18 protein-coding genes are annotated in these 20,990 nt (G+C 42.0%); 12 read left to right on the top strand and 6 right to left on the bottom strand.

The window, feature by feature from the left end:
• The first annotated feature begins 116 nt into the window (after positions 1 to 116).
• The 9 genes from ACO05P_RS07520 to ACO05P_RS07480 all read left to right on the top strand — a co-directional run bounded on the left by ACO05P_RS07520 (position 117) and on the right by ACO05P_RS07480 (position 9,052).
• Entirely contained in the window at positions 117 to 1,907 is a 1,791-nt protein-coding gene (locus tag ACO05P_RS07520) for a polysaccharide biosynthesis protein (protein ID WP_421754528.1), read from the top strand.
• Positions 1,904 to 3,496: a hypothetical protein gene (locus tag ACO05P_RS07515; protein ID WP_421754526.1), complete on the top strand. Its 1,593-nt coding sequence runs from the start codon at positions 1,904 to 1,906 to the stop codon at positions 3,494 to 3,496. The genes ACO05P_RS07520 and ACO05P_RS07515 overlap by 4 nt, the downstream gene beginning before the upstream one ends.
• Positions 3,496 to 4,080: an exosortase family protein XrtF gene (gene xrtF, locus ACO05P_RS07510; protein WP_421754524.1), complete on the top strand. Its 585-nt coding sequence runs from the start codon at positions 3,496 to 3,498 to the stop codon at positions 4,078 to 4,080. Before ACO05P_RS07515 ends, xrtF begins: the two co-directional genes overlap by 1 nt.
• Positions 4,073 to 4,543 carry an exosortase F system-associated membrane protein gene (locus ACO05P_RS07505; protein WP_421754523.1) on the top strand — a complete coding sequence of 157 codons (471 nt, stop codon included), beginning with the start codon at positions 4,073 to 4,075 and terminating at the stop codon, positions 4,541 to 4,543. Before xrtF ends, ACO05P_RS07505 begins: the two co-directional genes overlap by 8 nt.
• Before the next feature lie 100 nt (positions 4,544 to 4,643).
• Positions 4,644 to 5,330, top strand: a complete 687-nt coding sequence (locus ACO05P_RS07500; protein ID WP_421754522.1) for a YceI family protein — start codon at positions 4,644 to 4,646, stop codon at positions 5,328 to 5,330.
• Positions 5,331 to 5,399: 69 nt separating this feature from the next.
• Positions 5,400 to 6,098, top strand: a complete 699-nt coding sequence (radC, locus tag ACO05P_RS07495) for a RadC family protein (RefSeq protein ID WP_421754521.1) — start codon at positions 5,400 to 5,402, stop codon at positions 6,096 to 6,098.
• A 28-nt stretch (positions 6,099 to 6,126) separates the two neighbouring features.
• Positions 6,127 to 7,431: a polysaccharide deacetylase family protein gene (locus ACO05P_RS07490; protein WP_421754519.1), complete on the top strand. Its 1,305-nt coding sequence runs from the start codon at positions 6,127 to 6,129 to the stop codon at positions 7,429 to 7,431.
• On the top strand, positions 7,428 to 8,348 hold the full coding sequence (locus ACO05P_RS07485) for a hypothetical protein (protein WP_421754517.1): 921 nt from the start codon (positions 7,428 to 7,430) through the stop codon (positions 8,346 to 8,348). Before ACO05P_RS07490 ends, ACO05P_RS07485 begins: the two co-directional genes overlap by 4 nt.
• Positions 8,345 to 9,052 (top strand): YjjG family noncanonical pyrimidine nucleotidase, encoded by a 708-nt coding sequence (locus tag ACO05P_RS07480; protein WP_421754515.1) that lies wholly within the window; start codon positions 8,345 to 8,347, stop codon positions 9,050 to 9,052. Before ACO05P_RS07485 ends, ACO05P_RS07480 begins: the two co-directional genes overlap by 4 nt.
• Here the strand turns inward: ACO05P_RS07480 and ACO05P_RS07475 are convergent.
• Positions 8,997 to 9,410 (bottom strand): hypothetical protein, encoded by a 414-nt coding sequence (locus ACO05P_RS07475; RefSeq protein WP_421754513.1) that lies wholly within the window; start codon positions 9,408 to 9,410, stop codon positions 8,997 to 8,999. The genes ACO05P_RS07480 and ACO05P_RS07475 overlap by 56 nt on opposite strands.
• Before the next feature lie 131 nt (positions 9,411 to 9,541).
• Here ACO05P_RS07475 and ACO05P_RS07470 point away from each other — a divergent pair, with 131 nt between their 5' ends.
• On the top strand, positions 9,542 to 13,012 hold the full coding sequence (locus tag ACO05P_RS07470) for a methylmalonyl-CoA mutase family protein (protein WP_421754511.1): 3,471 nt from the start codon (positions 9,542 to 9,544) through the stop codon (positions 13,010 to 13,012).
• A gap of 48 nt (positions 13,013 to 13,060) precedes the next feature.
• Here the strand turns inward: ACO05P_RS07470 and ACO05P_RS07465 are convergent, their stop codons facing one another.
• From ACO05P_RS07465 to ACO05P_RS07445, 5 genes are read right to left on the bottom strand one after another with little or no spacing between them, the layout of a single operon-like run.
• A complete protein-coding gene (locus ACO05P_RS07465) occupies positions 13,061 to 13,483 on the bottom strand; it encodes a hypothetical protein (RefSeq protein WP_421754509.1) in 423 nt (140 codons plus the stop codon).
• Positions 13,484 to 13,485: 2 nt separating this feature from the next.
• Positions 13,486 to 14,214 carry a hypothetical protein gene (locus tag ACO05P_RS07460; protein WP_421754508.1) on the bottom strand — a complete coding sequence of 243 codons (729 nt, stop codon included), beginning with the start codon at positions 14,212 to 14,214 and terminating at the stop codon, positions 13,486 to 13,488.
• A 33-nt stretch (positions 14,215 to 14,247) separates the two neighbouring features.
• Positions 14,248 to 14,661: a hypothetical protein gene (locus ACO05P_RS07455; protein WP_421754506.1), complete on the bottom strand. Its 414-nt coding sequence runs from the start codon at positions 14,659 to 14,661 to the stop codon at positions 14,248 to 14,250.
• Complete coding sequence (locus tag ACO05P_RS07450; RefSeq protein ID WP_421754505.1) at positions 14,658 to 15,020, bottom strand: hypothetical protein; 363 nt, start codon at positions 15,018 to 15,020, stop codon at positions 14,658 to 14,660. Before ACO05P_RS07450 ends, ACO05P_RS07455 begins: the two co-directional genes overlap by 4 nt.
• Before the next feature lie 53 nt (positions 15,021 to 15,073).
• On the bottom strand, positions 15,074 to 15,568 hold the full coding sequence (locus ACO05P_RS07445; protein ID WP_421754503.1) for a GbsR/MarR family transcriptional regulator: 495 nt from the start codon (positions 15,566 to 15,568) through the stop codon (positions 15,074 to 15,076).
• Between the two features lie 131 nt (positions 15,569 to 15,699).
• On the opposite strand from ACO05P_RS07445, the gene ACO05P_RS07440 reads away from it, so the two are divergent.
• Both ACO05P_RS07440 and ACO05P_RS07435 read left to right on the top strand, forming a co-directional pair.
• Entirely contained in the window at positions 15,700 to 17,865 is a 2,166-nt protein-coding gene (locus tag ACO05P_RS07440; protein ID WP_421754502.1) for an AAA family ATPase, read from the top strand.
• Positions 17,866 to 18,068: 203 nt separating this feature from the next.
• A complete protein-coding gene (locus ACO05P_RS07435; RefSeq protein WP_421754500.1) occupies positions 18,069 to 20,768 on the top strand; it encodes a TonB-dependent receptor in 2,700 nt (899 codons plus the stop codon).
• The last annotated feature ends 222 nt before the right edge of the window (positions 20,769 to 20,990 follow it).

Below are 20,990 nucleotides of genomic sequence, written 5' to 3'. Positions count from 1 at the left end.
ATCGGTTTCTCTCCAGATGGATAGTTCTTGTCTTCGATTTATTTATTGTCATTGGCACTTATGTTGCCTCTGTCATCCTCCGTTTCAACTTTGAGTATCTCGATATTCCGAAAGGAATGATCGGTGATAAAATCCCATTTATAGCCTGTGCATACCTGATTGGTTTTGCCATAGCGCGTTCCCATGTTGGTGTTATTCGCCATACCGGGGTGAGCGACGCATGGAATATATTTAAAGGTTCTTTTATTGCCGTTATTATTCTGGGTGCCTTATCAACCTTGAGTTTAAACTTCTTTCAGCCAGTAAGTGATTATTTGGCGGTATCCAATTCTATTTTATTAATCCACTTCTTACTGAATGTGGTGATATTAATTGGCACCCGCTTTTTAGTCAAACTACTATATGCTCGCTTTCAAACTTCCCATGAGGTGAAAGCAACTCGGGTTATGATTTATGGTGCAGGGGCATCGGGAATCATTACTAAAAATACCCTCTTCCACGATACCAGTAGGGAATATCAGATTGTCAATTTTATTGATGATAATCCTAGCAAAGTGGGAAAATCAATTGAAGGTATTCCGATTATTTCCAATGAAAAGGCCTTTTCTTTAGGACATCTGGAGAAAAACCTGGTGGATCAGGTAATTATCTCAATTCAGTCTGCGCTGCCCAATGCTCGACGAAATCAAATTGTTGATCAATGTTTACAGCAGAATTTACAGGTTAAAGTTGTACCACCGGTAAGTAGCTGGATACAAGGCGAATTAAGTACCAAGCAGATTAAGCCGGTTCGTATTGAAGATCTTTTAGAACGCGATCCGATTGTTCTCGACAGTGAAAATATTAGCCGCGAACTTCGAGGTAAGAGAGTTTTAGTTACCGGTGCGGCTGGTTCTATCGGTAGTGAGATTGTTCGTCAATGTCTCCATTATCAGCCTGAACAAGTTATCTTGTTAGATCAAGCAGAATCTGCTCTTTATGAGTTGGAGCTTGAGTTGAAGGGACGTTTCAAGAATTTTGCAGACCGGGCCAATTGTGTGATTGGCGATGTTCGCGATTTCAGTCGGATGCGCAGAATATTCGACGTATTTAAACCCAATATCGTATTTCATGCAGCGGCTTATAAGCATGTGCCCTTAATGGAGGACAATCCCTATGAAGCCGTTGGAGTTAATGTTTTAGGAACTAAAAACGTGGCTGATCTGGCCGTTGAATTTAAGGCCGAGAAGTTTGTAATGGTAAGTACGGATAAGGCGGTTAACCCCACAAATGTGATGGGAGCAACCAAGCGTACGGCCGAATTGTACACCCAAAGTCTGGGTAAAAAAGTTGAAGGCAGTGGAACCCAATTTATCACCACCCGCTTTGGAAACGTATTAGGCTCCAATGGCTCGGTAATCCCGGTATTCCGTCGCCAAATTGCTAAAGGTGGCCCAATTACTGTAACCCATCGCGAAATAACTCGCTATTTCATGACTATTCCGGAGGCCTGTAATCTGGTACTGGAAGCAGGTTCAATGGGGAAGGGAGGCGAAATCTTCGTATTTGATATGGGAGAGTCGGTGAAGATTTATGACCTGGCCAAGAAAATGGTTAAACTCTCCGGACTTGAACTGGGCAAAGACATTGAAATTGTAGAGGTAGGCTTAAGGCCAGGTGAGAAGTTATACGAAGAACTACTTACCGGAAAGGAGAATACCCTACCTACCCACCATAAAAAAATCTTGATTGCGCAGACTCAAACTTTGAAGTATTCTCAATTACTTTTAGCATTAGATCGTTTAGGATCTGCACATCAAAGCAGTGACAACCTGGAACTGGTAAGAGCTTTAAAAGCAGTGGTTCCAGAGTATATTAGTAAAAACTATGTATTCGAAAGTCTTGATCTCAAGACCGCATTAAAATGAGAAAAGGGCTCCGGCTGCTTTTAGTTTTGGCCTTACCTGGCCTACTTTCTGCACAATATCAATTTCGGCATTTAAATAACTTCAATTATTTGGAGGAGGATAGCCGATTGTATACCAATGACTCCGTTTTTCACACCGGAATTCGACCCTTTAACCGCAGTAAAATGGGTATTGGGACTACTACTAATCCCAAGAGGATTGAGCATGGTTGGTGGAATCGAAAACTCTGGCATGAACGCCTTATTAAAGTAGATGCGGAAGACTATGCATTTAGTATAGATCCCATTTTCAATTTTCAATATGGCTATGAGGAGAATGAAGATTATCGTTTTATTAATACCCGAGGGTTTATTCTCGAAGGCCGAATCGGTCAAAAGTTAAGTTTCTATTCCACTTTTCTGGAGAACCAGGCGCGCTTTCCAGCTTATATCTCAAACTTCGTTCGATTAAGACGGGTTATTCCCGGGCAGGGATCCTTAACCCGTCCTTTTGGTGAAGGGGGCTACGATTATAGCTTTTTTACGGGCGAGCTTTCGTATCGTGCTAATAAATATTTCACTTTTACGGCTGGTCAAGGACGAAACTTCTTTGGTGAGGGCTACCGCTCTATGCTATTATCAGATGCGGGTTTTAGCTATCCTTTCTTCAGGATCGAAACCGATGTATGGAAGTTTAAATATATCAATCTCTGGGCTCAATTGTATGATACTCGGAAAGTAGCTCAAGTAAATGCGGGGATTCTTGCCAAGAAGTATCTCAGTAGTCATTTACTAAGCATTGCACTTACCGATCGATGGAACCTTGGGATATTTGAATCGATTGTGTATGGCGATACCAATCAATTACAAGGATTGGATGCCAGCTTTTTGAATCCGATTGTGTTTTATCGGCCGGTAGAATTTGCGGTAGGCTCCCGAGGGGGAAACGCCCTGATGGGATTACAAAGTTCGTATAAGTTGAAGCAGGGGCGAATGGTATACGGTCAATTTATATTGGACGAGTTTAACCTGGCTTCTATAACTGGTGGTGATGGCAGTTGGGTCAATAAATACGGATGGCAGTTAGGGTTTAAAGATTATGATGCCTGGGGCATTAAAGGTTGGTTTCAAAGAGTGGAATACAATGCTGCTCGGCCTTATACCTATTCCCATCGAATGGTGCTCACTAATTATGCACATTACGGCAGTCCATTGGCGCATCCCTGGGGAGCAAATTTTCATGAAGTTGTATTTCAAAATATATACAAGAAAGATCGGTGGGAGGCAGAGTTGCACTTAAACTATGGAGTTAGAGCCAATGATCCAAGCGGAGAGAACTGGGGTTCAGACTTATTCCTTAGCTATGAGACTCGCATGCAGGATGAAGGAAATGAAATCGCTCAGGGTGCCAAAGGGAATTATTTCTTTCTAAACTTCAGACTAGCCTATCTGGTAAATCCGGCCAGTGGATTAAAGCTTGAAACAGGTTTTAGATACCGGGATTTCGAAACAACCCAAACCAATACCATTTCCCCCATACTTGAAGGACGAAGTCTACTCTTTATCTTTGGATTGAGGACAGAATTGTACAATGCTTATTACGATCTCTGATGTGGAAGGAATTTAAACCTACCATTTTATTTCTGATCAAATTCATTAGTATCTACTTATTGGGTAGTGGCTTGTATGGTTATTATATTTCTAATTATGATCTCCAGGAAAAGCTGGATCCGATAACAAGATGGGTAACCTATCAGTGTGCAGGGACGGCGGGCTTAATTGGTTATGACTCTGAAGTAATTCAGGATGATCATTTGGCAAGAGAAGAAAATGCAGAGCAAACCTATGATAGCCTATGGTTAGATCGGAGCTATGCGATATCGGTAGAGGAGGGTTGCAATGGCGTAAATATCATGATCTTGTTCGTGGCCTTTGTTATTGGCTTTGGAGGTAGATTTCTAAACACTTTACTTTTTATTCCAGCGGGCCTACTCTTTATTCACTTTGCTAATTTGGGACGCTTACTCCTACTCAGCGTGCTTAATGTCGATTTCAATGGCAAGGGATTTCACTTCTTTCATAAATATGGTTTTACGGCGGTATTATACCTGGCTATTTTGGTCCTCTGGTATTTTTGGGTAATGCATTGGAATGGCAAGGGGCGGAACCTGAGTAAAAGCTCGAAAGATGCTTAAGCAAATCCTCAAAAGTCCCAAGAGGCTCTTATTGCTATTTATAGGGTGTGGGGGTTTGTTTCTCGTGTATTTCTTTCAACATTATCTGGATTTTTACCATCTGCTCCAAGGGCAGGCACCTCAGGAGTTAAACTACAGCAGCGACTTCATTGAGGTTGATCCCTGGGCATTTGCGGTAAACAAGGTGATTAGATATGTATTGAATGATCTGTTTGCGATAGCCTTAATCAGTGCATTATTTCCGGATGGGCGCTATGTGCGTTTTGCCCTTTTTGTATTAATGTTCGGTTTGTTCGTTTTGGTGCCTATTTATATTTGGCTTTACCTATCCCAACCCGCAGGCTTTAGTTCATTAATCGGTCACTTACATCGCTTGGTAATGAATCCGGTCTTAATGATGCTTCTCATTCCGGCATTCTTCTACCAGAAGCGCTTAATTCAAGAGCAAAAAGTCCAAGGCTGAAATTTTTTTTTCAAAAATGAACATAGGGCCTATTGTTAGGTTATTTCTCTGTTGTACATTTGTTCGGTGTTTAAACATCAATTCCAAAAAAAGATCAAAAATGAAAATCGCTAAACAAATCTTTGCCTTGAGTTTGGCAACTGCCATGGTAGCTTGTAATAATGCTCCTGAGGCTAATGTTCAAGCTGAAGACGCTAAACAAGTAGATGAAACAAAGTCGGCCGAGGCGGTAACTTATGCTGCTTTAACCGATGCTGATGAAATTAGCTGGAGAGGTTACAAAACTTATTCGAAGGATGAGCACAGAGGTGTTATTCAAGTAAGTGAGGGTAATTTTAAAGTTAAGGATGGTGAATTAGTAGGTGGTGAGTTTACCATCGATATGAATTCTATCCAAAACTCGGATGTAGAAAGTGATGAGTATCGTGCTAAATTGGAAGGTCACTTAAAAAGCCCTGACTTTTTCGCTGTGGATTCTTTCCCAACTGCCACTTTCGTAATTACAGAGGTGAATCCTGCTGATGCAGCGGTTGAGAGCGGTGCTACACATAACATCACCGGAAACTTAACTTTACGCGGAGTTACCAAAAGCGTAACCTTTGGAGCTAAAGTAAGCATCGATGAAAACAATGTAAGCCTTACTGCATCTAACATTATTATTGATCGTAGCCAGTGGAATGTTCGTTTCCGTTCAACTTCTTTCGCGCAGTTTGCAGATATCGCCAAAGAAGAAGCTATCGATAACAGTATCGAGCTGAACCTGAATATTCAGGGAGCAAAGAGCTAAAAAAGCGTTTCTTAAATATATAAGGCCCCTGTTATCGCAGGGGCCTTTTTTATTTTCGGCTAAAAGAATATGGGGGCTTTGGTTTATGGGCGTGCTATTAAAGATTGGTCAGAAGACGATCAACCCCGAGCCAAAATGATCAATAAAGGTCCCTCTAGTTTAAGCGATGCTGAGTTGCTCAGTATTTTGATGGGAAGCGGTAAAGCAGGCCAATCTGCTCTTGATATTTCACGTCATATCTTAGAGAGTGTAAGCCATAATTTATTGGAGTTTTCGCGCTTGAGTATTGATGATCTAGAGCATTTCGATGGAGTTGGTCCCGCCAAAGCGGTGCGTTTGCAAGCAGCCTTGGAATTAGGAAGGAGGCGAGAATTAGCGGGTGCCTTACAGCGCAAGAACGTATCTTCCAGCGCTGATGCTTATTCGGTACTAAAATCCAAATTAGCGGATTTAAGACATGAAGAATTTTGGGTCCTTTTTTTGAATAACCGCAATCAGGTGCTAGCACAACAAAGAATCAGCAAAGGGGGCTTAAGCGGAACTACCGCCGATCCACGAGAGGTCTTTCAAATTGCCCTGCGCTTACAAAGTACCGGGATTATCCTCGCTCATAATCACCCTAGTGGAGCGCTTCGTCCCAGTGCATCCGATGATCGCTTGACCCAACAAATGAAGGCCGCCGGTGAATTATTGGTTATTAAAGTACTGGACCATCTGATCATAACAGAATCAGGTTATTTCAGTTATAGTGATGAGGGGGAGCTTTAATCCATAATCACCTCCTTATCTTTGTTGCATGATCCTCTTGTACACCACCGCAATGAGTCCGCGCATTCGATATGTAGCGCGACTTGTCTTCCAGAATTTACTGGGTCTCGAATTGCGATTTACTCATGATAAAGAGGAATATTTACTCTCTACCTTACCTAAGATTAACTATTCGAGGGACTTTTTACAAAGTGGAATTTACCTTCAATGTGCCCATCTCTTGTTTGAAACCGATATCTCCGAACAAGAATTAAAACCAGGGCAATACAAAGGTGTTCCCACTCTTTTTCAAAGCTCCCAGCAATCGCATTTGCCCTTTGATCCTTTGGCTGCATCTTTCTATTTGGTGAGCCGTTATGAAGAGTATATGCCTTTTATTCCGGATGAGCATTTACGTTTTCCGGCGCAGGAATCGATTCTCTATAAAATGGATGCCTTATCCATCCCTTTGGTAAATGCCTGGGCAGAGATTATTGCCGATCTTCTCAAAGAACAAAATCCGAATATAGAGTTTAGGAAACCGGAATATCAATTCTACAATTCGGTGGATATTGATAATGCCGCGGCTTTTTTAGGAAAGGGAATTTTTAGAGCATTAGGCGGATATCTGCAAGATATCATATCCCTAAACTTCCGGAAGGTATGGGCGCGTAGTCGCTGTATATTCTTTGGAGAAAAGGATCCATTTGATACATTCGATTTTGTGCTTTCCATGCAGGAGAAGTATAAATTCCAAACTATTTATTTTGCCTTATTCGGACGGATGGGACAATACGATCGCAGCCTTACTCGCTATAGTACACGCTTGCAACGGTATCTTAAAGGAATTGCAGACTTCTGTGAAATGGGCATTCACCCTTCCTATCGCTCCAATGATAATTTTGATTGGTTAGAAGAGGAAATCACTGCCCTGCAAAGGGTATTGAAAAAGGATATAACTAAAAGTCGGCAGCATTTTCTGAAATTGAAATTTCCCAGTACTTACCGGAATTTATTGCAATTAGAGCTTACTGATGATTATTCCATGGGTTATGCCTCTGAGCATGGATTTAGAGCGGGAATTTGCACCCCTTTTCGCTTTTATGACCTTGAACAGGAAATCGAAACCCCATTAGTTATACATCCCTTTCCCTTTATGGACGGGACATTTATCTATTACCTCAAGCAGAAGCCCGCGGATGCATGGCCCATTATTAAGTATTATATCGAGACTTACCGTAAATATGGAGGTGAACTAATTCCCATTTGGCATAATCGTATATACAGCGAAAAGGAAGCTGAATGGGAGGGCTGGAATGAAGTGTTTGAAAAAATGGTGAAAGCGGCAGTATGATCCAGTTGCGCTCCCAAACTTATCTTGATTTAAAGAAGTACGATAGCTGTGTACAAAGAGATGCCAGCAGTTTGCCCTATGCGCATTCCTGGTATCTTAATATGGTATGCGAGCAATGGGAGTGTTTGGTACTAGATGATTACGATGCCGTTTGGCCATTGCCATATCGTCGCAAATGGGGCCAGAAATATTATTATCGGCCTTATGGTGTGCAGCAATTAGGCATTTACAGTAAGAAGGACTTAAGTGATGAGGTTATGGCTTCCTTCTTAGCCGAAATGTCGCGTCAGGTACGATTTGCAGATATCTTCCTCAATGAGGGGCAAACATTGGATATTCATTCCAAAACCAGCTGGCAGTTTCAAGCACAACCCAACTTGCTATTAGAGATGGGCCGCTCTTACGAAAAGATTTATCAGGGCTTCAATACTAATCTTCGACGTAAACTCAAGAAAACAGCTAAGGAGAATTTCGAATTATTCGAGAATGACGGCCCGGAGGTCTTGTTAAAATTATTCCGCGAAAACCAAGGCGCAGAATTGAAATTGCCCGAAGCCTTTTACCGTGATTTTAAAAAACTCCTTTTTCAGTTAATGCATAAGGGGCTGGCCCAGATATATACTCTTTATGGCGGCCCTAATCAATTATTGGCCGGGGCTTTCTTTGTGCAGTATCGCGAGCGTAGTATTTTCCTTTTTTCAGCTACCTCAGATTATGGGAAATCCAGCAATGCCATGGCCCATTTGATTAATGAGTATTTAATCTTTCATTCCGAAAAATTTAAAATCCTCGATTTTGAGGGATCAAAACAAGCTGGTTTAGCGCGCTTTTATAGTTCTTTTGGCGCTCAAGAAGTGCAATATCCGCGCTTGTATTTAAATCGTTTACCCTGGCCTTTGTCCAGCTTCCGCCGATGAATACCAAATACCAACATCTCTTCTTTGATTTAGATCATACCCTTTGGGATTTTGAAACCAATTCCCAAGAGGCATTATTGGACTTATACCAACGCTATGATATCGAGCATCAATTAAATGCTCCAGTTCAGGATTTCCTAAAGGCCTATTATCAAATTAATGATGCCTTATGGAAATTATACCGCGAAGGGAAGGTGAGCAAGGCTGAATTGCGTCACCAGAGATTCCAGAAAGCCTTTCACAGTTTTGGTCCCTTGGAAGAAGGGGTCATCGCCAAATTTGAGGAAGAGTATATGACCTTGGCTCCGCAAAAAACGGCATTAATGCCAGGAACCTTGGAAATGTTGAGCAAGTTGAAGGGACACTTCAACATGCATATCATTAGCAATGGATTTGAAGAAACCCAAAAAGTAAAACTGCTGGGTAGTGGATTGGCCCCATTTTTTGAGGTGCTAATTTGTAGTGATACCTTAGGGGTAAATAAACCCGAAGCGAAGATTTTCGTAAACGCAATGAAGGAAGCGGGAGCCAATCGGAAGAATTCCCTGATGATCGGAGATAATCTTCAGGTGGATATTTTAGGAGCTCGAAATACCGGAATGGATCAGGTGTACTACAATCCTCAGGGGGAAAGTCACAATGAAAAACCTACTTTGGAGATTCGTCATTGGTCAGAGCTTCCTGCCTATTTGCTTCAGGCATAAACCGAGATCGATTTTTATAGTGATAAGCAGTGTATTGATAACTACCATTTAATGGACTGCGCTTAACGCTGATACGCACACTAATTTGATCACCGGCTCCAATTCCGGGAAAAGTAGCTAATTCACTTTTTATTGCCTGGGTACTCCAATAAAAGGTAAATAAGAGGGTATCTCCAACTTCAATCCCATAGGGGTTTGGATCCACTTTTTCTACGCGTAATACAGCACGGTCGTCCGTACCCTGAAGCGTAAATAATACGGTTGCATTTATAGGGAAGGTTTCAATAGGAATTACCTGTCTTTCTTGCCCTTTTAGGCCTAAACCCAGAAGAAGAAAGGCCAAAAGCCAAACGCGCATGCCTCGAATTTTTTCCAAAGGTAAGAGCGAGCTCAAGAATAGCAAGCGCTCATGAGCAAAAGCGATGTTTCAATAAGTATGGTGCTGCTCCCCCTTGCTTTATTAAATTTGCGCTACTCAAAAAATGCGCTATGCAAGACATTGCTCCATATACTCCTAAAAATAAAGTTCGCATCGTAACGGCCGCCTCATTATTCGATGGTCACGATGCCGCTATCAATATTATGCGCCGGATTATTCAAGCTACCGGCTGTGAAGTTATTCACCTCGGACATGATCGTTCGGTGGAAGAAGTGGTAAATACCGCTATTCAGGAAGATGCTCAGGCTATTGCCATGACTTCCTACCAAGGTGGACATATAGAATACTTTAAGTACATGCACGATCTCCTTAAGGAGAAAGGAGCTCCTCACATCAAGATATTTGGTGGAGGCGGAGGAGTAATTCTTCCGGAGGAAATTAAAGAATTACACGATTACGGAATCGACCGTATTTATTCTCCGGATGATGGCCGGGCCATGGGATTGCAAGGCATGATCAATGACATGATCCAGCAATGCGATTTCCCAACCGGAACCAGCCTCAATGGCGAATTAAAACAGCTGAAGACTAAGTCCAAACCGGATATTGCCCGCCTTATTTCAGCAGCAGAAAATAATATGGATTTGCATCGCGAGATATTGGATCAGGTAGATCAACTTGCGGCAAAATCCAAAAGCCCGGTTTTGGGAATTACCGGAACGGGTGGAGCAGGGAAGAGCTCTTTGGTAGATGAATTGGTGCGTCGCTTTTTGATGGATCATCCCGAAAAAACCATGGCCATTGTCTCAGTAGACCCTTCCAAACGGAAAACAGGTGGTGCCTTATTGGGTGACCGTATCCGTATGAATGCCATTCGCAATGATCGTGTGTATATGCGCTCCCTGGCGACACGTCAAAGTAATTTAGCTCTGAGTAAACACGTGCAGGAGGCTATTAATATTCTAAAGGCGGCCGACTACGATCTGATTGTATTAGAAACTTCAGGTATCGGTCAAAGCGATACCGAAATTCTGGAACACAGTGATGTTTCACTTTATGTGATGACACCGGAATATGGTGCAGCTACACAGCTGGAGAAAATTGATATGCTTGATTTTGCGGATCTGATTGCCCTAAACAAATTTGATAAGCGAGGGGCCTTAGATGCTTTGCGCGATGTGAAAAAGCAATACCAACGCAATCACAATCTTTGGGATAAGGATCCAGAAGATATGCCTGTTTTTGGCAGCATTGCCAGCCAGTTTAATGATCCTGGAACCAATGCATTATACCGAGCCATTATGGATGCTTTGGTGGAAAAGGCCGGTGCTAAGCATTTAAAAAGTGACTTTAAGAGCAGTGGCGAGATGAGTGAGAAAATCTACATCATCCCACCAAACCGTACTCGATATTTATCTGAGATTTCTGAGAATAATCGTGGTTACGACCAAAAAGTGCAGAAAGAAGCAGAAGTAGCTCAGAAGCTCTATGGTTTATACCAGGCTATTTTAAGTTTCGGAGGCCCAAATTTATTGAAGGAGGAACATGCCGAGGTAGAAGGTGATGGTACCTTAAACGAATTGGTAGCGAAATTCCAGGAAATCAAGAAAGATTTAGATCCTCATAATTGGGATATTATTAAGGCCTGGGAGTCTAAGGTGAAGCGCTACAAAGATGAGGTCTACTCCTTCAGTGTGCGAGGAAAAGAAATTCGCATCCAAACTCATACCGAGTCCTTATCCCATAATATGATTCCCAAAGTATCATTACCACGCTATCAAGCTTGGGGGGATCTTTTAAGTTGGAACCTTCAGGAAAATGTACCGGGAGAATATCCTTATACTGCCGGAATCTATCCATTTAAAAGAACCGGTGAGGATCCTACTCGGATGTTCGCGGGTGAAGGGGGACCAGAGCGTACCAACCGTCGTTTCCACTATGTGAGTCAGGATATGCCTGCCGCGCGATTAAGTACCGCCTTCGATTCGGTTACTTTATATGGTAATGATCCGGATTACCGCCCCGATATTTATGGTAAGATTGGGAACTCTGGGGTTAGCATTTGTAATTTATCGGATGCCAAAAAATTGTATTCTGGCTTTAATCTCAGTGAGCCCACTACTTCGGTAAGTATGACCATTAATGGTCCGGCCCCCATGCTATTGGCCTTCTTTATGAACGCCGCAGTGGACCAACAATGTGAGATTTACATTCGCGAAAATGGCTTGGAAGATCAGGTAGAGGCCAAGTTTAAAGAGCTGTATGACGATCAGGGAATTAGCCGACCCTTCTATCAGGGGCTCCCTAAAAATAGTCCAAAGGATCGTATTGAAGAAAATGTTCTTTCAGGGGTGGCAGTTAAGGGCCATCTGCCGAAAGGAAATAATGGTTTAGGCTTAATGCTGCTGGGGCTTACGGGCGATCAGGTATTAGACCCTGAGGTATATGCTGGCATTCGCGCCAAAACACTATCGGTAGTGCGCGGTACGGTTCAAGCAGATATTTTAAAAGAAGACCAGGCTCAAAACACTTGTATCTTCTCTACTGAATTTGCCTTAAGGCTGATGGGAGATGTGCAGGAGAGCTTCATTAACAATAAAGTTCGGAACTTCTATTCGGTATCCATTTCGGGTTACCATATTGCCGAAGCAGGAGCCAACCCCATTACTCAACTGGCCTTTACCCTGGCTAATGGCTTTACTTATGTGGAGTACTATTTAAGTCGGGGCATGGATATTAATGACTTTGGGCCTAACCTCAGTTTCTTCTTCAGTAATGGTATTGATCCCGAATATGCGGTTATTGGTCGGGCGGCACGCCGGATATGGTCTAAAGCCATGAAGCATAAATATGGCGCCAATTCCCGAGCCCAGATGTTGAAATACCATATTCAAACCTCAGGTCGTTCCCTGCATGCACAGGAAATTCAGTTTAATGATATCCGGACCACCTTGCAGGCCTTGTATGCGATTTATGATAATTGTAATTCACTGCATACCAATGCTTACGATGAAGCGATCACAACCCCTACCGAGGAAAGTGTGCGCAGAGCCATGGCCATTCAGTTGATTATCAATAAGGAATTAGGTTTGGCGAAAAATGAAAACCCTATTCAAGGAAGTTTCATTATCGAAGATTTAACAGATTTGGTAGAAGAAGCCGTACTGAGCGAATTTGATCGCATCACCGAAAGGGGAGGTGTCTTAGGTGCTATGGAAACCATGTATCAGCGTGGTAAAATCCAGGAAGAAAGCTTGTATTACGAGACCTTGAAGCATAATGGTGATATGCCAATTATTGGGGTGAATACCTTCCTTAGCTCTGAAGGATCTCCTACCACCACTCCAGGAGAGGTAATTCGCGCTACCAAGGAGGAGAAAGAACAACAGATTCAAAACTTGAATGAATTGCATGAACGCAATGCCAGTCAGGCCAAAATCTGGTTGTCGAAATTGCAACAGGCAGCTATTAATAATGAGAATATGTTCGAAGTATTAATGGAGGCAACTAAGTTCTGTAGCTTAGGACAGATAACCACTGCCTTATTTGAAGTAGGTGGACAGTACCGTAGAAATATGTAAAATACCTTGCATATAGAGTATAAGAAAGCCCGCATTTGCGGGCTTTTTTTATAGGTTGAGGATAAAGAGCCAGCTGTAGAGGATCGCGAAAAAACCAAAGAGGCCATTCATAAAATAAGAGCCCAGCTTGAAAAGTGGTTTTTGCGGAATTTGATACATGGGGTAATAAGCGAATTGAGTCGCCACTTTCCCAATCCAATAAGCAGCAATTAGGGCGCTAATGGCAAGGGCCAGTGAACTCCCATTCTGAAGGGAGTTAGGCAGCATTAAAGCTATCAGGCCAAAGCCAAAATTGAGGCCCACAATATAGCGCCCATAGGTTTTGGCTATTTCCTGATTCAAGGGTTTCAGCTGTTTTACATCTTCGTACCAGTTAAATACTTTATGTCGAATCCATGGATATATTAATGCAGTAAAGATTTGACCAATACCGCCCGCCATGATGAGTTCTTTTGGAATTTCACTAAGCATGATTATTGTTTTAATTTATTGATTTCCAGTATGAGTAAAGTGTCATTTCGAGATTCGAAGTGAATCATTTTCTTACCCAGCTTCAGATCATTATAAAGAATGCCTGTACTGTCTACACACTCCTGAGAATTGTGATAGGGAAAATCGCGCTTAAGCCTTTCCATGGATTGCCCCGGCCTTAATTGGATTACCTGTTTGAGGTAAATTTCTCTTTGAATACCCTCAAGCATATACGGATAAGCAGCCTGGGGGCTGATACGTGGAAAGACCCAGTAGTATAGAAAGCAGAATAGAATGGGAGCTAAAGGAGCGGTAAAGCGTAAGCGGGGAAATTCATGGAGAAGATTCATCAAAGAACTCCAGGCCAATAGAGCTTTGAAGAGGATACCGCTTATTAGTCCGCCCATTAAGGAGGAATAGAAAAGATCATAATTACCGGTTTCAAGGATAAAAGCCCCAAAAAAGCTAAAGCCGATAAGCCCTGCATGAAGAATGGAGAACCAAAGCACATTCCATTTTTGATAAAAGCGGGAATTCGTTGGGATTAATAGGAGTGGCCAAGAAACAGATATAATCCAGATAAAAAGTACGAAGGCTCCTCCTATTAAAGGGAAATAAGCCGTGAGGAATTCTTCTTTATCAGCAAATAGGAAGGGGTTCAGAATTACAGTGATAAAGGTCGAAAGGCTCATAACCACAAAAGAAAGGGAGACCCGAAATCTTCGGGCCAACCTTTCGTTTTGAGAAGCAGGGCTAATCATGGTTTAAACTTGAGGCTTAAACTGCTGCTGACGTTCGCGAATCTCACGATTGATTCGAGCCGCCTTTTTTCCCCTGAAGAAAAGGAAAAGATTGAGGAAGAGAACAACTCCTAAATAGATGCTAAAGCCACCTACCTTTTGACTTAGAGATTCTACCAGATCACGGGTAGAGTCGAGATAGTGCATTTCCAGAATCCAGAGAGCAAAACCAATATTGAGAAGGTAAAAGCCGGTTTCAAAAAGGCGATTGGTACTGATGGCCAATTCTTCTCGACCATGAAAAATATCGCGCATGTATACCAGTCCGTTTTTAAAGAGTTTACGAGAAACATAAATGGTAAGCGCAACCGTAACAGGAATGTATATTCCATAGGCCCAAAGCGTGTAGAAGTCGGGATTTTCAGTGATAGGATTCATGATTGTGGATTTTGAGATGATAAACTTGAGTTTGAAATTGCGTAGAGTACGATCAGGTTCGAATAATGGATGCTCCCCAGAATCAGACAGAGAAGGCCAATGTTTTCGGCCCATAGTTGGATGAGGTCGACCCAATTCTCCAGGCTTTCGTTTTGAACCAGATTGTAAATAGCGAAGCCCAGATTTAAGAGATAATACCCCGTAAGGAGCATTCGGTTGATAAAGCGATCCAAGTCCTTTTCAGGATAAAGAGTTTTTAAGAAGGGCGCTCCATTTCGAAATAGGTGGCTGCCTACCGCGAAGATGATCCATACCGCGGCCAGGAGATAAAGAAAAATATAAGTCCATTGCCAATTCATTTTATTTGTTTTTAAACTTTCAAAAAATATTGAAACATAATTTGAAAAAAATATTAGCTAATGAGTTTGATTAATTTTTTGAAGAACCAATTGCGGTCGCTTTGCTGAAAGCGATCCATAACATTGGTTAGGGTAGCGGTAAATTCATGCATATCCTTTAAAAGCGCACTGAATTCAGGATCACTTTGATCTTCAGTTTCTTTAAGGCGGCCGATCACATCTAAAACCGGACTGAGTTCTCGGCGTTTACGCTCCGATGCAATTTGGCGGGCAATCTCCCAGATGTCTTTACCGGCTTCAAAGAATTCTTTTCGTTCGCCGGGTATAAAACGTTTTTTCACCAGGCCCCAATCAATTAAGGCACGAATATTCATATTGGCATTACCTCTGGAGATTTGAAGTTCTTCCATTATTTCTTCAGTGCTCAGAACCTTTGGACTACTCATTAACAAAGCATGAATGGAAGACATGGTACGGTTTATACCCCAGCTACTGCCAAGACTACCCCAAGCCTGAATAAATTCTTTTTTTGCTTCGCTACTTTTCATACTTCAAATGTATATAATTAATATCAGAACTTTCAGTAAAAATTGAAAATAATATTTTCTGATTTTGAAATGTTTCTAAATGCTTCCCTTCTACAGGATGTTATAAATTGCCGGAAATCTCAGAATTTACCGTGGATCCCGCCCAAATTGCACAGCAGTTTTTAAACTATAGTTCTCGAAATCTTTTTTTAACCGGAAAGGCTGGGACCGGCAAAACAACCTTTTTGCGGGAACTGGCTGAACATTGCCATAAGAGTTTTATTGTGGTGGCCCCAACTGGAGTTGCCGCATTAAATGCAGGAGGGGTAACTATCCACTCCCAGTTTCTTTTTCCATTGGGTTCCTATCTGCCGGAAGGCTCTGCCCTGCAGTATCCCAATCAGAACTTTTTTGATCGTTCAGCGCTCACCCGAAGACATCCTTTGAATGCCGCGCGGAAGCAAGTTTTACAGGGTATCGACCTTCTTGTGATTGATGAGATAAGTATGTGTAGGGCAGATTTGTTAGATGCCATCGATCAAAGGCTAAGACAGGCCAGGCGTCAAAGCAAAGCTTTTGGAGGCGTACAATTACTAATGATTGGCGATTTGTATCAGCTGCCCCCCATTGTTTCTGATAGTGAGTGGCAGGTTTTAAGTGACTACTATCAGGGAATGCATTTCTTTCATGCTCGCGCTTTACAGACTTCCGGCTTTGTGCAAGTAGAATTGCAAAAGGTTTACAGACAACAAGATGATGCTTTTGTGCGTCTCCTTAATAAAATTCGTCATGATGAAGTTGAACCCGATGATTTAGCCAAATTAAATGAACGCTGCTTGCCGGAACCTCCGGATGAGGCCATACATTTAGTTACCCATCGGCACCAAGCCCAAAAAATCAATGCAAGCAGATTAGAGGCCTTAGAAGGACAGCTTTTTACTTATTCTGCCAAAGTTCAGGGTGATTTTCCAGAACGAAATTATCCGGCTGCGGAAGAGCTTAAATTAAAGATTGGTGCAAGGGTGATGTTTCTGAAGAACGACAGTGAGGAAGGCGCCTTTTACAATGGTAAACTGGCAGAAGTAACAGAATTAGACCAGGAGGCTATTTGGGTACAAATGGAGGATGAGGATCACTTTAAAGTGCCATTGGATAACTGGAAAAACGCTCGCTATAAATTAGATGAGGAAAAGCAAAATCTGGAAGAAGAAGTATTGGGCCAATATACCCAGTTTCCACTCAGATTGGCTTGGGCGATTACTATTCATAAAAGTCAAGGATTAAGTTTTGATCAAGCTGTAATTGATTTGGGAAAAGCCTTTGCTCCGGGCCAGGCCTATGTAGCCTTGACTCGATTAAGAAGTTTAGAAGGCCTTTTTTTAAGTAGCCCTTTGCAGCCTTCGGCCTTGTTAATATCACGGGAGGCAAAAGAGTTTAGCAAGCTAAATGAAGACTTGGATACTCTGGGTAGTTTGGAAGAAGCCCGGGCAGAATACCAAAGAAATTACCTTTTAGAATGTTTTGATTGGCAAGATTGGTATTATACCTACCGAGATTTCTTTCAAGAGAATTTCGAAAAGCTTAAACTAAAAGAAACGGGCTTTAGCCATCGCTTTGAGCATTTGGAAAAGGAGCTGGAGGCTCAGTTGAAATACGCTCGCAAATTTCAGCATCAAATAGCTCAGTTGATGGGGTCCAATCGACAATCAGAGCTGGAAGAACGCCTTGGCAAGGCTCGCGCTTACTTTCTGCCACTCATGAAAAGTTGGCTTATTGAGATGCTTAGCTTAAGAAGTGAATATGGTCAATTAAAACGAACCAAGCAATTGGTGGAAGCCATGGATCTTTTGGCGCAGAAAGCATTTCAATATTACCATCGTCTTTTTAATTTGGATGAGCAATTGCAATTTTTAAAAGGCAATACAGATTCACCTTCTGATATTGGGGGATCTAAGTCGAAGTTATGGGCAGAAATACAGTCTGAAGTTCCTGAGCCAAGCCTTCCTAAGGCCAAGGGAGGGAAAACTAAAAAGGGAGAAACCTATCGCCAAACGTATCGTTTGATTGAAGCGGGCCTAAGTCCAGAAGCTATAGCGGAACAAAGGAGTTTGACCCTATCTACGATTTACCGTCATTGCCAAAAAGCCTTAAAAGAAGGGGTATTAAGTATCGATGAAATGATAGGTCTAGAACGTCTCGAAAGCCTGGAAGCACTCTATAAACCAGGTCTCGATCGCAATGCTTATCAATGGAGTCAGGTACATCCTCAATACCATCAAGACCTATGGCGACTCTTTCTGATTTCAAAAGCGGAATAGGCCCTAAATATAAAGCAGCCTTTAGTGCATTGTTAAGTTATTTGCATTCCTTGGTCCAGTCTAAGTTTCTGGATATGAACAGCTTGTTAGCATTAACGATCCTTTAACATTTATTGGATTTTAGTAATTCATGCTTAAAATATTCTCAACCTCATGGGAATATGACCCCTCTACATTTGCTCGAAATGCTAAACAATCCAATCATGTTTAAAACTATTAAGACAATCTTGATGATGCTTCTGTTTGCTGGCGTGGCTGGTGCACAGAGTTTTGTTTCGGGTACCGTTGTTGACGGAACCGATGGTAGCCCTTTACCGGGGGCGAATGTGGTGATTTCCGGAACTACTCAAGGTACTCAAACCGATGCTGAGGGTAAATTTAAATTGCGTATTCCTCAGCACAATTTCACCATTCAAATCAGCTTTATTGGTTATCAGGCTATTACCAAAACCCTAAATGCGGATGGTAATTTAGAAATGGGAACCCTTAAAATGATGGCGGGTTCTAATGAATTAAGCGCTGTTGAAATTGTTGCTTCACGCACCACAGCAGAATCACCATTTGTATTCCAAGAATTAGACAAAAAGGAAATTGTACAAAACCTAGGTTCTCGGGATTTGCCGAATGTATTGAATGTAACTCCATCTGTTTATTCAACCAATCAGGGTGGAGGTGCCGGCGATTCTCGTATCAATGTTCGTGGATTTGATCAACGTAATGTGGCCGTAATGATTAACGGGGTTCCCGTTAATGATATGGAAAATGGCTGGGTATACTGGTCTAACTGGGATGGTTTAGGAGATGCTTCTTCTTCTATTCAGGTACAGCGTGGAATTAGCCCGGTAAACATTTCCGTTCCTTCTGTTGGTGGTACCATTAACATTATTACTGATCCAGCCGGTCAGGCTCAATCTACATCCTTCCGTCAGGAGGTAGGTAGCTTTGGTTTCCGTAAATCTACTTTCGGATACAATTCAGGCATGTTAAACGAGAAGTTTGCCTTCTCTTTAAACTTAGTTCGTAAACAAGGTGATGGTTTCTATCAAGGAACTTTTACCGATGCCTGGGCTTATTATTTTGGCGCTTCATATCAAATGGATGATAATGACAAATTCGAAATTTATGCTGTAGGTGCTCCTCAACGTCATGGTCAAAACCTATATGCGCAAAACATTGCTCGGTACAGCCACGACTATGCCAGTGACCTGGAAGATTACGACCAAGCGGCTTTCCAACGTTATCGCGAAGCAGGGCGCGATTTCAACCAAAACTATGCCGGTGTGAACCCATCATACAGTGGTCGTCAGTATTATGCTATGTACAATTCCTATCTCGGTCAGCGCTATGCCTCTAACTATATTATGGAGCGCGAGAATTATTATCACAAACCACAAATCAACTTAAACTGGTACCATAGTTTCAATAAAGATTTGCGTTGGAGCAATGTAGTTTATTGGTCAGGTGGTGCTGGTGGTGGTACGGGTACTTATGGTTCTGTAAGTACTGACTACAGTTATCAAGGAATGGGTGTGATTCAATGGGACAAAGAAATTGCTCAGAACTCTGATAATATTGATCAGACTTATCACAGTGCCTTAAATGCTTCTACCGGTATTATCCGAAACTCCGTGAATAATCAACAAACCTGGGGTGCTATTTCTAAATTGATGTACAATGTGAACAGCAATTTGAATATCCAGGCTGGTGTAGATTACCGCTGGGCTTCTATCGATCACTACCGTGAAGTGCGTGATCTTTTAGGTGGCGATTATTTCGCTTATACCGGTAATGATTTCGAGTCCAGCAATGCTCAGTTTATGAAAGGTTTAGGTGATAAAATTGCTTACGATAATACCAATCAGGTAAGCTGGTTGGGTGGATACGCTCAGGCAGTTTATGATACCAAAAAAATAAATCTTTTCGGTATGGCCGGCTATACGGTAGTAGCATACGATTATACGGATCATTTTCAAGATGATGGAACGGGTAATGCCTTAAACCTGGCCACAAATAATTTACCGGGATTTCAGGTAAAAGCCGGTGCTTCTTACAAAGTAAACCGAAGCTTCAACCTCTTTGCTAATGGAGGATACATCAGTCGCAATCCTATTTTCGACTATGCTATTAATGACGGTGCAGGTGTGGTTTATGATGATCCACAAAATGAGAAAGTAAGCATCTTCGAAGCTGGAGCGAGCTACTATTTTGGCAACAAGTTTGGATTAACGGTAAACTATTATAATACCACTTGGACGGATCGTACTATTACCCAAAATGTACGCCTGCAAAATGGTGACGAAGACTTTATCTTCTTAGGAGGATTAGGTCAGAACCACAGTGGTGTGGAATTAGCTGGTTCCTATCAGCCCATGGATGGTTTGCGTTTTGATTTTGGTTCTTCTTTTGGAAATTGGGAGTATACCAGCGATGTAAATGCTACCTATACTACCTACGATAATGGATCAGCTGTTGAAAATACTTTCAATTTGTATGTTAATGGACTTAAAGTTGGTGATGCCCCACAGACTCAGGCTTATATTTCTGGTTCTGTAGATATCACCGAAGGTTTAACGGCCAAGGTAGATTACCGCTATTACAGTTCTTTCTACTCTAACTTTAATCCAATGGATCGCACGGATGAAGGGGATCGTACGCAGTCATGGCAGGTTCCTGACTACGGTGTGGTGGATCTTCACTTATACTATGACCTTCCATTAAATACTGAAGATTATAGTGTTAGCGTTTTTGCTCATGTATTCAATGCTTTGAATGCTATCTATATTCAAGATGCTACTGATAACAGTCAGTACAATTCTTTCGATGGAGATCACGATGCTGATGATGCTGAAGTATTCTTCGGGATTCCAAGGAACTTTAATGCTGGATTTACCATCCGCTTCTAAGCTTCTTTAAATAAAATACAAAGCCCCATCTGCTGGTAGATGGGGCTTTTTTTTTGGCTATCCTGAAAACCTCTTGCTTCTTCTAAGGTAATAAAATTAAGACGGCATTTTTAGGTGGATTATTCAGGCCTTTTAAATAGTCGCATCGGGAATATCCAGGATTGAATGAAAAGCCTTCCATGACTCTGGAAATGAGCTTTAGCATGATTTCGGTGATAAGAC

Source organism: Croceimicrobium sp. (genome assembly GCF_965228705.1).
Lineage (GTDB): Bacteria > Bacteroidota > Bacteroidia > Flavobacteriales > Schleiferiaceae > Croceimicrobium.
The sequence above is the reverse complement of the archived record's forward strand: the minus strand, read 5'-3'. Positions and strand labels throughout refer to the sequence as shown.

Excerpts from the sequence above, each read along its gene's own strand:
- ACO05P_RS07520 (WP_421754528.1), top strand. The coding sequence starts at position 117 with ATGATCGGTGATAAAATCCCATTTATAGCCTGTGCATACCTGATTGGT.
- ACO05P_RS07515 (WP_421754526.1), top strand. The coding sequence starts at position 1,904 with ATGAGAAAAGGGCTCCGGCTGCTTTTAGTTTTGGCCTTACCTGGCCTA.
- xrtF (WP_421754524.1), top strand. The coding sequence starts at position 3,496 with ATGTGGAAGGAATTTAAACCTACCATTTTATTTCTGATCAAATTCATT.
- ACO05P_RS07505 (WP_421754523.1), top strand. The coding sequence starts at position 4,073 with ATGCTTAAGCAAATCCTCAAAAGTCCCAAGAGGCTCTTATTGCTATTT.
- ACO05P_RS07500 (WP_421754522.1), top strand. The coding sequence starts at position 4,644 with ATGAAAATCGCTAAACAAATCTTTGCCTTGAGTTTGGCAACTGCCATG.
- radC (WP_421754521.1), top strand. The coding sequence starts at position 5,400 with ATGGGGGCTTTGGTTTATGGGCGTGCTATTAAAGATTGGTCAGAAGAC.
- ACO05P_RS07490 (WP_421754519.1), top strand. The coding sequence starts at position 6,127 with ATGATCCTCTTGTACACCACCGCAATGAGTCCGCGCATTCGATATGTA.
- ACO05P_RS07485 (WP_421754517.1), top strand. The coding sequence starts at position 7,428 with ATGATCCAGTTGCGCTCCCAAACTTATCTTGATTTAAAGAAGTACGAT.
- ACO05P_RS07480 (WP_421754515.1), top strand. The coding sequence starts at position 8,345 with ATGAATACCAAATACCAACATCTCTTCTTTGATTTAGATCATACCCTT.
- ACO05P_RS07475 (WP_421754513.1), bottom strand. The coding sequence starts at position 9,410 with ATGCGCGTTTGGCTTTTGGCCTTTCTTCTTCTGGGTTTAGGCCTAAAA.
- ACO05P_RS07470 (WP_421754511.1), top strand. The coding sequence starts at position 9,542 with ATGCAAGACATTGCTCCATATACTCCTAAAAATAAAGTTCGCATCGTA.
- ACO05P_RS07465 (WP_421754509.1), bottom strand. The coding sequence starts at position 13,483 with ATGCTTAGTGAAATTCCAAAAGAACTCATCATGGCGGGCGGTATTGGT.
- ACO05P_RS07455 (WP_421754506.1), bottom strand. The coding sequence starts at position 14,661 with ATGAATCCTATCACTGAAAATCCCGACTTCTACACGCTTTGGGCCTAT.
- ACO05P_RS07450 (WP_421754505.1), bottom strand. The coding sequence starts at position 15,020 with ATGAATTGGCAATGGACTTATATTTTTCTTTATCTCCTGGCCGCGGTA.
- ACO05P_RS07445 (WP_421754503.1), bottom strand. The coding sequence starts at position 15,568 with ATGAAAAGTAGCGAAGCAAAAAAAGAATTTATTCAGGCTTGGGGTAGT.
- ACO05P_RS07435 (WP_421754500.1), top strand. The coding sequence starts at position 18,069 with ATGTTTAAAACTATTAAGACAATCTTGATGATGCTTCTGTTTGCTGGC.